The sequence below is a fragment of the Candidatus Dormiibacterota bacterium genome (assembly GCA_035635555.1).
In the GTDB taxonomy this organism is placed as follows: Bacteria; Acidobacteriota; Polarisedimenticolia; order Gp22-AA2; family Gp22-AA2; genus Gp22-AA3.
The window spans coordinates 38,238-51,234 of record DASQAT010000013.1; the positions used below are offsets into that span (position 1 = coordinate 38,238).

The following is a 12,997-nucleotide window of genomic DNA, read 5'->3' on the forward strand; positions in this document are numbered from 1 at the left end:
ACTAGGGGATCGGCACGCGCAGGGGGTCGATCGTCCTGCGCGTCACGATCACCGGGCCGGTCAGGAGAAGGTAGAGGTCGCGCACGTTCGTGCCGGTCGGACCGGTGGTGAAGTCGTCGTTGAGACGCTTGAAGAACTTGTAGGTCGTGGCCTCGCGCAGGATGCGCTGCGGGTCGAGACGCGCCAGGCGGGCCCGTTCGAGCGTCGTCTGGTCGACGTAGGCGCCGGCGGCGGGGGAGTTCCCGTCGGTGCCGTCGCTGCCGATCGCCAGGAAGGCCCAGGGGCGGGAGCCGAGGCCGGCCATCCGGAGCGCCAGCCGCAGGGCGAGCTCCTGCGCGCGCCCCCCCAGTCCCGGGACCCGCGGGGCGGTCAGGACCTCCCCGCCGAGCACCAGGAGGCGCGTCCCGGGAGGCGCGGTCTCGATGGCGCGCGCGATCATCTCGACGGCGGTCTCGGCGGGGCCGGTGATGTCGGTCGGCATCGCCTCGGCCGGCAGGCCGCGCGTCAGGCCGCCGCGCACCGCGGCGTTGCGCAGGTCGCGGTTCGACAGGATCGCCTCGGAGCGCGAGCGCTTGAAGACCCGGTCGCGCGGCTTCGGTGTCTCGGGCATCCGGCCCCTGTGCATCCCCTCCAGGACTTTCACCGGGATCGCCGGAGCGATGCCGTAGCGATCGATGGCGCGAATCATGTCGTCGAGCGTGGTTCGGTCCGGCAGGGACGGCCCCGAGGCGACCTCCTCGTAGCGCTCCGGGTCGACGTCGCACATCACGAGAGTCGACTGGGTCGCGGCCCGGCGCGCCAGGATCGCCAGGCGCCCTCCCTTCACCGCCGACAGGTGCTTGCGCACCGTGTTGATCGATCCGATCGGCGCCCCGCAGGTCAGGAGCACCCTGTGCAGGTTCGTCTTGTCGATCTCCCTCAAGAGCGGCGGAAGGGGCGCCGTCATGAGCGCCGAGCCGCCGCCGGAAGCGAGGAAGACGACGTCGTCCGCGGCCGTCGCCCGCGCGGCGAAGCGCATCGCCGCCTTACCCGCCGCGAACGAGTCCTTCAGCGGGACCGGGTGCTCGCCCGGCACGGTCTTCAGCCTGAGGCGGGACGCCGGCAGGCGCAGATCGGCGAGGGAGGCGGTCAAGAACGGGGGCGGATTCGATACGGTGCGGCGTCCCTTCTCCGGCCTCTCGGCCGGCGGATGGACGACGAGCGCCTCGAGAATGCGCTTGCCGCCCGCCTCCTTGAATCGCTGCACGAAGCCGATCGTCATCGCCGGTGCCGCCTTCCCGAAGGCGAGAAGGTACAGGCGCCCCTTCCTCGTCATGCTGATCGGGCGGCCGCAGATTGACAGCAGCTCGGGGCGCGCGTGCGCCGCCCGGCGCACGGCGGCGGCCGGGTCGCAGGCCGCGAGCGCCTCCCTGGCCAGGGCCTGAAGCAGTTGGGCCGCAAGCCCTGCGGCCGGGCGCGGCCCGGAGTCCCTGATCAGCATAGCGTTGTCCGTATTCCGTCAAAACGCGACGGGTCAATCGTTCTCGGGGAGCGCCTCTCCGAACGCCGCGCCCCGCAGGTCTTGACAAGAAATCGACCGCTCTGGTATAAGGCCGACACGTCGCGGGGACAAAAAGGCCTTTTCACCAACCTGATTTCACCTCGAGGAGGTGTCGAATGAACAAGGCGGATCTGATCGACAAGATCGCCAAGGACGCGAAGATCAGCAAGACGGCCTCCGGCAAGGCGCTGGATTCGCTGGTCGACGGCGTCACCAAGGCACTGAAGAAGGGCGATCGTGTCGCGCTGGTCGGCTTCGGCACGTTCACGGTCAGCAAGCGCAAGGCTCGCGTCGGCCGCAACCCGCAGACCGGCGAGCAGATCGAGATCAAGGCGCGCAAGGTGGCGCGCTTCCGTCCGGGCAAGGAGCTCGCGGCCGCCATCCGGTAACATCTCCGCGCGTCGCGACGTTTTCATCGCACACATCGAAGGGCGGCGTCCACGCGAGTGGCGCCGCCCTTCTTGCGTCCGGCCCAGGGTCCCGTTACTCAACGGTGAACAGGCCGGCGCCCGCCTCCACCGTCTCGCCCGCTCGCACGCGGATCCGGGTCACGCGCCCCTCCTTGGGGGCCAGAAGCTCGTTCTCCATCTTCATCGCCTCGACCACCAGGACCCCCTGGCCGGAGCGGACCTCCTGCCCCTCCTTCACCAGGAGCGTCGTGACTCTCCCCGGCATGATGGCGCGCACTTCGACCGGCCCCTCCAGGACCGGCGGACCGGGAGCGCCCCGGCGTCGCTGCGGGTCGAGGAGCGTCACCGAGTACGGACGTCCCGCGAGCACCACGCCCCACTCCCCCCGGCCTCCCGGCGCGGGCCGGCCGCTCCCCCCCGACGCGACGCCTCCTTCGCGCGCGACCGCGGCCTCCCGGATCTGTCCGTCGATCGACAGCCACAGGACGGCCCCGTCGCCGCGTCTCTCGATCTCGCGCGTCTTTCCGTCGAGGCTGACGCTGAAGCGGCCGCCGCCGCGCGGCGCCACCTCGATCTGGAACTCCTTCTCCCCGACGCGGGCCAGGTAGCGCATCGCTCAATGCCCTCTCGGGAGGCGCGCCTCCATCTGGGCGCGTCTTCCCGCCAGGGACCACGGACCATGCCCCGGGACCGCCTCGCGGGACGCCGGGCGGGAGGCCTCCTCGGTGGCGCGGACGGCCGCCGCGATCGCGGCGATCTCCGCGTCCGGACCCGCCTCCTGCATCAGAGGCGCCAGACGCGGCATGACGCGGTCCACGAAGCCGATGTCCAGACGGCCGGCCACGAAGTCGGGATCGGAGAGGAGGACCCGGTCGAACGGCAGCGTGGTCCTGATTCCGGCGACCAGGAACTCGTCGACCGCGCGTCGCAGGCGCGCGATCGCCTCGTTCCGGTCGGAGCCCCACGCCAGGAGCTTGGCGATGAGGGCGTCGTAGTGGAGGGTGATCTCGTCCCCCGCCTGCAGGGCGGTGTCCACGCGGATCCCCGGTCCGGCGGGGAGGCGCAGCGCGAGGATCCTCCCGGGCGAGGGGCGGAAACCGTTCGCGGGGTCCTCGGCCAGGATACGGCACTCGATCGCCCAGCCGCGCGGCTGGAGCCGATCCTGGCGGAGACCGAGGCGGTCGCCGCGGGCGATCTCGATCTGGGCGCGCACCAGATCGACGCCTGTGACGAGCTCGGTGACCGGGTGCTCGACCTGAATGCGGGCGTTCACCTCCATGAAGTACGGGCGCCCCTTCGCGTCGAGCAGGAACTCGACCGTCCCGGCGTTGCGATAGCCGCAGGCGCGCACGACCTCGAGGGCGATCTCCCCCAGGCGCGCCCGGTCGGCCGGCCGCAGGGCCACCGAGGGAGCCTCCTCGACGAGCTTCTGGTGCCGGCGCTGCACAGAGCACTCGCGCTCCCCCAGGTGCACGGCGTGGCCGTGAGCGTCGGCGAGGATCTGGATCTCGATATGTCTCACGTTCTCCATGAACTTCTCGGCGTAGATCCCGTCGTCGCCGAACGAGGCCTTCGCCTCCGACCGGGCGGCGCGCAGGGCCGGATCGAGCTCGGCCTCACGGCGCACCACGCGCATCCCCTTGCCTCCCCCGCCGGCGGCCGCCTTCAGCATGACGGGATATCCGCTCTGGCGCGCAAAAGCCGCGATCGTGGCGGCGTCGGCCGCCCGATCGAGGAGGCCCGGGATGACCGGGACGCCGCGTTTCTCCATGAGCCTCCGCGCCTCGACCTTGTCCCCCATCAGGCGCATCGCCTCGGGGGGCGGCCCGATGAAGACGAGGGAGGCGTCTTCGCAGGCCCGCGCGAACCCTGAGTTCTCCGCCAGGAAGCCGTAGCCGGGGTGGACGGCGTCGGCGCGCGCCACGCGCGCCGCCTTCAGGATCGCGTCGGTGTCGAGGTAGGACGAGGCGGCGGGCGCGTCGCCGATGCGGAAGGCGGAGTCCGCGAGGCGCACCGGCAGGGTGTCGCGGTCCGCCTCCGAGTAGACGACCACCGGGGAGATCCCCATCTCCCGGCAGGCGCGCAGGACGCGCAGGACGATCTCCCCCCGGTTGGCGATCAGGACGCGTCGGATCGGCCGGTGACGCTCACGCGGGGCCGGGCGCCGCGCCGCGGCGGACCGGCCGGTGGCGCGCCGCGCGCCGCCTCGCTTCGGGGCGGGCCGGGACGTCGTCTTCACAGCGGGATGTTTCCGTGCTTCTTCGGGGGGACCGTGTCGCGTTTCGTCTTCAGGAGGCGCAGCGCGCCGACGACCCGGCGTCGCGTGGCGCGCGGCTCGATGACTTCGTCCACGAAACCGCGCTCGGCGGCCACGTACGGGTTGGCGAACTTGTCCCGGAACTCCTCGACCTTGGTCCGGCGCAGCGTCTCCGGGTCGGACGCGGCCGCCAGCTCCCGGCGGTACAGGACCTGGACCGCCCCCTCGGGGCCCATGACGGCGATCTCGGACGTCGGCCAGGCGAAATTGAAGTCGGTGCGGATGTGCTTGCTCCCCATCACGCAGTAGGCGCCGCCGTACGCCTTGCGCGTGATCACCGTCACCTTCGGCACGGTCGCCTCGGCGTAGGCGTACAGGAGCTTGGCGCCGTGCTTGATGATCCCCCGGAACTCCTGGTCGGTGCCCGGCAGGAAGCCGGGCACGTCCTCGAAGGTCAGGATCGGAATATTGAAGGCGTCGCAGAAGCGTACGAAGCGCGCCCCCTTGAGCGAGGCGTCGATGTCGAGCGTTCCCGCCAGGACCATCGGCTGGTTGGCCACGATCCCGACGGTGCCGCCGTCGATGCGGCAGAAGCCGACCAGGAGGTTCCTGGCGTAGCGCTCGTGCACCTCGAGGAACACCCCGTCGTCCACGATGGCCCGCACGATCTCGCACATGTCGTACGGCTTGTTCGGGTCTTCGGGGACGATCGTCTCGAGACGCGCGTCCTCGCGGAACGGGTCGTCGGCGGGGGCGCGGCGCGGCGGGTCCTCCATGTTGTTCGACGGCAGGTACGACAGGAGGTCGCGGATCAGGGCGAGCGCCGAGGGGTCATCCGCCGCCGCGAAGTGGGCCACGCCGCTCACCGTGGCGTGCGTCATGGCGCCCCCCAGCTCCTCCTTGGTGACGTCCTGGTGCGTGACCGCCTTGATGACGTCCGGCCCCGTGATGAACATGTACGACGTCCCCTGCACCATGATGTTGAAGTCGGTGATCGCCGGGGAATAGACGGCGCCGCCGGCGCACGGCCCCATGATGGCGGAGATCTGGGGCACCACGCCGGAGGCCAGGGTGTTGCGCAGGAAGATGTCGGCGTACCCGCCGAGCGACACGACCCCCTCCTGGATGCGCGCCCCGCCGGAGTCGTTCAGCCCGATGATCGGTGCCCCGACCTTCATGGCCAGGTCCATGATCTTGCAGATCTTGGCGGCGTAGGTCTCGCTGAGCGAACCGCCGAATACCGTGAAGTCCTGGGCGAACACGAACACCGGCCGGCCGTCCACGGCGCCGTGCCCGGTGACGACACCGTCTCCCGGGATGAGCTGCTTGTCCATGCCGAAGTCGTGGCTGCGGTGGACGACGAGGCGGTCGAGCTCCTCGAAGGTGCCCGGATCGAGGAGCCTCTCTATGCGCTCGCGGGCGGGAAGCTTCCCTTCGGCCTTCTGGCGCTCGAGGCGCTCGGGCCCCCCGCCCGACTCGGCCTCGCGATTCCTGCGCCTCAGCTCCTCAAGCCGGTCGCGGCTCAAGTCAGCCTTTCCGCATCTGCTGCGGCAGCTTCTCCCAGTCCTTCAGGAATTTCTGCAGACCGATGTCGGTGAGCGGATGCTTGATGAGCGCCTCGAGGACGGAAAACGGCATGGTCGCGATGTCGGCCCCCAGGCTCGCGGCCTCGACCACGTGCAGGGGGGTTCTGATGCTGGCGGCCAGGATCTCGCACTTGAAGTCGTAGTTGTCGAAGATGGTCCGGATCTCGCGCACGATCTCCATGCCGACGTGGCTGATGTCGTCGAGCCGGCCGATGAACGGGCTCACGAACGCCGCCCCCGCCTTCGCCGCCAGGAGCGCCTGCGGCGACGAGAAGATGAGGGTCGTGTTGATCGTGATCCCCTCCGACGAGAGGGTCTTGATGGCGCGCAGACCCTCGCGGATCATCGGGATCTTGATGATCACATTGGGGGCCCCGACCTTGCGCTTGATCTCCCGGCCCTCGCGGATCATCTCGTCCGTGGTGGTCGAGACCACCTCGGCGCTGACCGGGCCGGAGACGATGGCGCAGATCTCGCGCACCACCTCGAGAAAGTCGCGCCCCTCCTTGGCCACCAGGGAGGGGTTGGTGGTCACGCCGTCGAGAATGCCCCACGAGTTCGCCTCCCGGATCTCCTGGATGTTCGCCGTGTCGAGAAAGATCTTCATGCCTCCTCCTCCTCCCCCTCCGGTGCAGCACCGTTCCCGCCCGTCGTCTCCAAGGCCCCGCCGATCGCCTGGGGCCCGGCCGGCGCCTCGCCGGCCGGGTCGGCGTCCCCTTCCGCCACCCGCGCCACCGCCACGACCGTGTCCCCGTCGTCGAGGTGGATGAGACGCACGCCCTGCGTCGGCCGCCCCAGGATCGAGATGTCTCTCACGTTCGTGCGGATGATCTTGCCGAAGGCGGTGATCACCATCACCTGATCGTCCCCCGAGACCTCCATGACCTGGACCACGGGCCCCGTCTTGTCGGTGACCTTGAGGTTGATGATGCCGGTCCCGCCGCGTCCCTGCAGGCGGTACTCCTCGACGGCGGTGCGCTTGGCGTATCCCTTCGCGGTGACCGTGAGGATCGTGCCGTCCTTCGATCGCAGCACGTCCATCTCGACGATCTCGTCCCTTTCGTCGGGACGCTTCGAGTCGGGATCCGGCATCCCGGCCCGCAGGGAGAGCTTCATGCCGATGACACCGTGTGCGCCCCGTCCCATCGGCCGGACGTCCGCCTCGGGGAAACGGATCGCCTGGCCATCGGCGGTCGCCATGAAGATCTCCTGCCTGCCGTCCGTCAGGTTGACCGACAGGAGCTCGTCGTCCTCTTCGATACCCATCGCGATGATCCCCCCGGCCCTGGGGTTTCCGTAGGCCGACAACGGTGTTTTCTTGATGATCCCTTTCTTCGTGCAGAAGATAACGTAACGGTCCTCGGCGAAGTCCTTGACGGGGACGAGCGCCGCCACCTTCTCCTCGGGCATGAGCTCGACGAAGTTGACGATGTTCTTCCCCTTGCCGGCCGCGCCGATCTGGGGAATCTCGTGCACCTTCAGCCAGTGCACGCGGCCCTGGGTGGTGAAGATCAGGATCGAGGCGTGCGTCGAGGCGACGAACAGGTGCTCGACGAAGTCCTCTTCGCGCGTGGTCATGCCGGTGCGTCCCTTGCCGCCCCGGCGCTGGCTCCTGTAGATGGTGAGCGGGTTCCGCTTCATGTAGCCGGCGTGGGAGACGGTGATGACCATCTCCTCCTCGGCGATCATGTCCTCGACGGAGATCTCGCCGGCGTGCGCGATGATCTCCGTGCGCCGCGCGTCGCCGTAGTTCTTGCGGATCTCCTTGAGCTCCTCGACGATGAGACCGTAGACCAGCCGATCGTTGGCGAGGATCTCCCTGAGACGGGCGATCTGCTTCAATGTCTCGGTGTACTCGTCGACGATCTTCTGGCGCTCCAGCCCCGTCAGGCGCTGCAGCTTCATGTCGAGGATGGCGTGCGCCTGCACGTCCGACAGCTTGAAGCGCAGACGCATCGCCTGGCGCGCCTCGTCGGGCGCCTTGGCGGCGCGGATGAGGGAGATCATCTCGTCCAGGTTGTCGAGGGCGACCTTGAGCCCCTCCAGGATGTGGGCGCGCTCCTCGGCCCGGGTCAGCTCGTAGGCGGTGCGCCGGGTGATCACCTCGCGGCGGTGATCGATGAAGTGCGTCAGCATCTGCTTGAGGTTCAGGACCTGCGGCCGGTTGTTGACGATGGCCAGGAAGATCGCGCCGAACGTCTCCTGCATCTGGGTGTGCTTGTACAGGTTGTTCAGGATGACCTTGGGCACGGCGTCGCGGCGCAGGTCGAGCACCACGCGGATTCCGTCGCGGTCGGACTCGTCGCGGATGTCGGTGATGCCGTCGATCTTCTTCTCGTTCACCAGGTGGGCGATCTGCTCGATCATCCGCGATTTGTTCACCTGGTACGGGATCTCGGTGACGACGATGCGGTCCTTGCCGCGCTTGCCTCCCTCTTCGACGGTCGCCCGGGCTCTCATCAGAACGTGGCCGCGGCCGGTGCGGTAGGCCTGGACGATCCCCTCCCGTCCGAGGATGTATCCCGAGGTCGGGAAGTCGGGCCCCTTGATGTGCTGCATCAGGGCGTCGATGCTGATGTCCGGGTCCTCGACCTGGGCGATGACGGCGTCCACCACCTCCGACATGTTGTGCGGCGGGATGTTCGTGGCCATGCCGACCGCGATGCCGGACGAGCCGTTGACCAGGAGGTTAGGGAAGCGGCTCGGCAGGACGAGCGGCTCCTTCTGCTGGCCGTCGTAATTGGGCCCGAAATCGACCGTGTCCTTGTCGATGTCGGCCAGCATCTCGTGCGCCAGTTTCGACATCCGGACCTCGGTGTAGCGCATGGCCGCGGGGGCGTCGCCGTCCACCGAGCCGAAGTTCCCCTGTCCGTCGACCAGGGGGTAGCGCATGGAGAAGTCCTGCGCCAGGCGGACGATCGTGTCGTAGATCGCCGTGTCGCCGTGCGGGTGGAATTTCCCCATCACGTCCCCGACGATGCGCGCCGCCTTCTTGTACGGCTTGTCGTGGTGGTTCCCCGCCTCGTGCATGGCGAACAGCACGCGGCGGTGCACCGGCTTGAACCCGTCCCGCACGTCGGGCAGGGCCCGGCCGATGATCACGCTCATCGCGTAATCGAGGTAGGACCTCCGCATCTCGGTCTCGATGGAGATGCGGCTGTGATCGGGGGCCGTCTGCGGCGTTTCGTCCATCGGCCTCAGATGTCGAGGTTACGGACCTCGAGAGCGTTGTCCTCGATGAACTTGCGGCGGGGTTCCACCATGTCGCCCATGAGGATCGTGAAGATGTCGTTCGCCTCGACCGCGTCCGCGATGTCGACCCGCACGAGGCGGCGCGATTCGGGGTTCATGGTCGTGTCCCAGAGCTGCTCGGCGTTCATCTCGCCCAGCCCCTTGTAGCGCTGGATGGTCAGCCCCTTCTTCCCCTCCTCCATCAGGTGCTTCAGGAGGTCGAGGCGGCTGTCGACCGACTGCTCGTGGCCATCCTCGGCGATCACGAACGGCGGCTGCCGCAGGTCCTTCAGGTCGTCCTCCAGGCTCTTGACCGTCCGGTACTCGATCGACGAGACCAGGTCCCAGCCCACGACGCAGGAGGCGTGGCCGCGCGCCCGCGCCTGGACCTCGAAGGTGAAGCGGCCATGCTCCTCGTCCTTCTGCATCTCGTCGGTCTTGAAGCCGGCCTTCTCCAGGGCGCGCCGGATCTCCTCGAGCGCGTCGCTGTCGGCGAACGTCTTCGCGTCCCCCGCTCCCTCCGCGAGGAGCGCTTCGACTAGCCCCGGCTCGAACCCGCGCTTCTTCAGGAGATCGAGATGAAGCTGGTAGCGGACCAGCTTGTCCAGGACGTTGCGCAGCGACGGTCCCTCGAGGACCTTGCCCGCCTTCGGCAGCTTCACCACCCGCTCCTGCGCCGCCGTCGTCATGAGGTACTTGTTCAGCTCGTCGTCGTTCGACAGGTAGGCCTCGGTCTTGGCCTTCTTGACCTTGTAGAGGGGCGGCTGGGCGATGTACAGGTGGCCGCGCTCGATGACCTGCGGCATCTGGCGGTAGAAGAACGTCAGGAGCAGGGTCCGGATGTGCGACCCGTCCACGTCGGCGTCGGTCATGATGATGACCTTGTGATAACGCAGCTTCGCGTGGTCGTAGTCCTCCTCGCCGATGCTGGTCCCGAGCGCCGTGATGATGGTGCGGATCTCCTGGCTCGACAGCATCTTGTCGAAGCGCGCCTTCTCGACGTTGAGGATCTTCCCGCGCAGGGGCAGGATCGCCTGCGTGCGGCGATCGCGCCCCTGCTTGGCCGAGCCGCCGGCGGAGTCCCCCTCGACCAGGAAGATTTCGGATTTCGACGGGTCGGTCTCCTGGCAGTCGGCCAGCTTGCCGGGGAGCGTCCCCGAGTCGAGGGCCCCCTTGCGGCGGGTCAGCTCCTTCGCCTTGCGCGCCGCTTCGCGCGCCCGGAGCGCCTCCAGCCCCTTCTCCAGGATCTTGCGGGCGATTCCCGGGTTCTCCTCGAAGCAGGCCGACAGCCTCTCGTTGAGCATCGCCTCGACGATCCCCTTGACCTCGCTGTTGCCCAGCTTGGTCTTCGTCTGGCCCTCGAACTGGGGCCGCGACAGCTTGACGCTGATCACCGCCGTCAGTCCCTCGCGCACGTCGTCGCCCGACAGGGCAATCTGCTCCTTGCTGATCACCTTGGCGGCATAGCTGTTGATGGTGCGGGTGAGGGACGAGCGGAACCCCGAGAGATGGGTGCCGCCCTCGAGGGTGTTGATGCTGTTGGCGAACGAGAAGACGATCTCGTTGTATCCGTCGTTGTACTGCAGGGCGATCTCCGCCACGACACCGTCACGCTCGCCGCGCATGTAGATCGGCTTCGGATGGATCGGCGTCTTGTTCTTGTTGAGGTGCTCGACGAACGAGGCGATTCCGCCCTTGTAGTTGAACTCGTGCTTCTTGTTCTCGGCGCGCTCGTCCTCGATGGCGATGGTCACGCCTTCGTTCAGAAACGCCAGCTCCCTGAGCCTCTGCGACAGGACGTCGAACGAGAAGTTGACCTCTTCGAAGACCGTCGGGTCGGGGCGGAACGTCACCTTCGTGCCGCGTCTCTTCGTGGTCCCGGTCTGCTTGAATTCGGTCACCGGCTTGCCGCGCTCGAAGCGCATCGCGTAGACCTTCTCGTCGCGCCAGATCTCGAGATCGAGGAACTCCGAAAGCGCGTTCACCACCGACACGCCGACTCCGTGCAGGCCGCCGGAGACCTTGTACGTGTCGTTGTCGAACTTGCCGCCCGAGTGCAGGACGGTCATGACGACCTCGGCCGCCGGGCGCTTTTCGGTCGGGTGCATGTCGATCGGGATGCCGCGGCCGTTGTCCACGACGGTCACCGAATTGTCGATGTGAATCGTGACGTCGATGTGATCGCAGAAGCCGGCCTGCGACTCGTCGATGCTGTTGTCGACGACCTCGTACACCAGATGGTGCAGGCCCCCCGCCGAGGTGTTGCCGATGTACATGGCGGGTCTCTTGCGGACCGCCTCGAGACCCTCGAGGACCTTGATCTTCGAGGCGTCGTAGGTCTCGATCCGGGGGCCTGGACGGACCCCCGTTTCAGCTTCCATCGCCTTGTCTCCCTTGCCAGAAGCCATCAGCCGGCTCCCAATATTCCGCAGTCGACGGAGGGCATCGCGACGGGCAAAGTGCGCTCGTGATCCTTGAAGTTCGCTCGATTCGGGGGGACGGTTCGGACGGGCGCTTTGCCATCATCCAAGGAGAGCCCGTCCACTGAAATCTCCGGTCAACTGGCCACGAACGAGGGCAATTTTAGCACACCGGGAAAGGCTGGAGCAACGGCATGGGGGCGGGAATTACGTGCGGAGCAGGCACTATATAGATGATAGGTCTGACGTTCGGGCCATGCTAGAACAATGTGTTTAATTTCATATACTTACGACGAAACACCAGGACTCATATCCGCATCGGCATCACGACGTAGCGGTAATCCCTGCCCTCCTGGCCGACCGGGCGCAGAAGCCCCTGGGTCCCCTCGTCCTTGAGAGCCAGAATGAACGTGCCAGGACCCATCGCCTGCAGAAAATCGAGGATGTATTTCGCGTTGAATCCGACCTCGAGCGGACCGCCCGTGTACTCCACGTCGATGCTCTCGGCCGCCTCGCCGACCTCGGGATTATTCGAGGAGATCTCGACGCTCCCTTTCTGCAGCGCGATCTTGACCGCGCGCGAGCGCTCGCTGGACAGGAGCGCGACACGCCTTACCACCTCGGCGAAGGCGGCGCCGTCGAACTTGAGCAGCTTGTCATTTCCCTCGGGGATGACCTTCTCGAAGTCCGGAAACTTCCCGGGGACGATCGTCGAGCTCATGACGGTCTTACCGGCCTTGAAGAAAACGTGATTGTCCTTCTGGCCGAACAGGATCTCGGACTCTCCGTCGCCGATGCGCGAGATCTCCTGGACGGTCTTGCGCGGGATGATGACCTCGATCCGCTCCTCCGACGCCCCCTTCTCGAGGCGCCCGCTGACGTACGCCAGGCGATGCCCGTCGGTCGACACCATCGTCAGGCTCTTCTTGCTGAGGATCATGAGGGTGCCGTTGATCTGGTAGCGTGTCTCGTCGGTCGTGACCGCGAACAGGACTTTCGAGATCATGTCGATGAAGAGCGGTCTTTCGATCGGGATTCCCTTCGCGAAGTCGAATTCGGGCATCGTCGGGAAGTCGTCGCGCGACAGACCCACGATCCTGAAGCGCGCCTTCTGGCAGGTGATCTGTGTCCAGCTGCCCTCCTCCGACTTGAGACGCACCTCGGCGTCGGGAAGGTAGCGCACGATGTCGTAGAGACGCCTCGCGGAGAGGGCGACCGATCCCGGCTTCGTCACCTTGGCCTCGCAGGTCGTTCGGATGCCGACCTCGAGGTCCGTCGCCAGGAGCTCGAGCTGGTCCTTCTGCGCGTCGATGACGATGTTCGAGAGGATCGGGATGGTGCTCTTCTTCTCCACGATCCCCTGCATCACCTCCAGCTCCTTGAGAAGATTCTCCTTCGTGGTCACGAAGTCCATGAGTCCTCCGACTGCTGGGATCGGCCCCTTACATTTCGAGGGTAAAAGATTGTAGCACTAGCAGGGCCTGTGGATGGCGCGCAAAACCGGCCCGGGCCGTGGCAGGGGCGGGGTTGAGCGCCGTCGAGGACGTGCAGGG

General features: G+C 67.3%; 9 protein-coding genes. 1 reads left to right on the forward strand and 8 read right to left on the reverse strand.

The window, feature by feature from the left end; translation table 11 throughout:
- Position 1: 1 nt before the first annotated feature.
- A complete protein-coding gene (locus VEW47_03455) occupies positions 2-1,480 on the reverse strand; it encodes a DUF4147 domain-containing protein (protein HYS04227.1) in 1,479 nt (492 codons plus the stop codon).
- A gap of 176 nt (positions 1,481-1,656) precedes the next feature.
- Between VEW47_03455 and VEW47_03460 the strand changes: the two genes are divergently transcribed.
- Positions 1,657-1,929, forward strand: a complete 273-nt coding sequence (locus tag VEW47_03460) for an HU family DNA-binding protein (GenBank protein HYS04228.1) — start codon at positions 1,657-1,659, stop codon at positions 1,927-1,929.
- Between the two features lie 94 nt (positions 1,930-2,023).
- On the opposite strand, the gene VEW47_03465 is transcribed toward VEW47_03460, so the two are convergent.
- The 7 genes from VEW47_03465 to dnaN form a co-directional block, all read right to left on the reverse strand.
- Entirely contained in the window at positions 2,024-2,563 is a 540-nt protein-coding gene (locus VEW47_03465) for a biotin/lipoyl-containing protein (GenBank protein ID HYS04229.1), read from the reverse strand.
- A 3-nt stretch (positions 2,564-2,566) separates the two neighbouring features.
- Positions 2,567-4,189: an acetyl-CoA carboxylase biotin carboxylase subunit gene (locus VEW47_03470; protein ID HYS04230.1), complete on the reverse strand. Its 1,623-nt coding sequence runs from the start codon at positions 4,187-4,189 to the stop codon at positions 2,567-2,569.
- Positions 4,186-5,733, reverse strand: a complete 1,548-nt coding sequence (locus tag VEW47_03475) for a carboxyl transferase domain-containing protein (protein HYS04231.1) — start codon at positions 5,731-5,733, stop codon at positions 4,186-4,188. Before VEW47_03475 ends, VEW47_03470 begins: the two co-directional genes overlap by 4 nt.
- Before the next feature lies 1 nt (position 5,734).
- Positions 5,735-6,400, reverse strand: a complete 666-nt coding sequence (fsa, locus tag VEW47_03480; protein HYS04232.1) for a fructose-6-phosphate aldolase — start codon at positions 6,398-6,400, stop codon at positions 5,735-5,737.
- Positions 6,397-8,985: a DNA gyrase subunit A gene (gene gyrA / locus VEW47_03485; GenBank protein ID HYS04233.1), complete on the reverse strand. Its 2,589-nt coding sequence runs from the start codon at positions 8,983-8,985 to the stop codon at positions 6,397-6,399. The genes fsa and gyrA overlap by 4 nt, the downstream gene beginning before the upstream one ends.
- A 5-nt stretch (positions 8,986-8,990) precedes the next feature.
- Positions 8,991-11,405 carry a DNA topoisomerase (ATP-hydrolyzing) subunit B gene (gene gyrB, locus VEW47_03490; protein HYS04234.1) on the reverse strand — a complete coding sequence of 805 codons (2,415 nt, stop codon included), beginning with the start codon at positions 11,403-11,405 and terminating at the stop codon, positions 8,991-8,993.
- A gap of 346 nt (positions 11,406-11,751) precedes the next feature.
- Complete coding sequence (gene dnaN / locus VEW47_03495) at positions 11,752-12,858, reverse strand: DNA polymerase III subunit beta (protein HYS04235.1); 1,107 nt, start codon at positions 12,856-12,858, stop codon at positions 11,752-11,754.
- Positions 12,859-12,997: the final 139 nt, after the last annotated feature.

Excerpts from the sequence above, each read along its gene's own strand:
- VEW47_03455 (HYS04227.1), bottom strand. The coding sequence starts at position 1,480 with ATGCTGATCAGGGACTCCGGGCCGCGCCCGGCCGCAGGGCTTGCGGCC.
- VEW47_03460 (HYS04228.1), top strand. The coding sequence starts at position 1,657 with ATGAACAAGGCGGATCTGATCGACAAGATCGCCAAGGACGCGAAGATC.
- VEW47_03465 (HYS04229.1), bottom strand. The coding sequence starts at position 2,563 with ATGCGCTACCTGGCCCGCGTCGGGGAGAAGGAGTTCCAGATCGAGGTG.
- fsa (HYS04232.1), bottom strand. The coding sequence starts at position 6,400 with ATGAAGATCTTTCTCGACACGGCGAACATCCAGGAGATCCGGGAGGCG.
- gyrA (HYS04233.1), bottom strand. The coding sequence starts at position 8,985 with ATGGACGAAACGCCGCAGACGGCCCCCGATCACAGCCGCATCTCCATC.
- gyrB (HYS04234.1), bottom strand. The coding sequence starts at position 11,405 with ATGGAAGCTGAAACGGGGGTCCGTCCAGGCCCCCGGATCGAGACCTAC.
- dnaN (HYS04235.1), bottom strand. The coding sequence starts at position 12,858 with ATGGACTTCGTGACCACGAAGGAGAATCTTCTCAAGGAGCTGGAGGTG.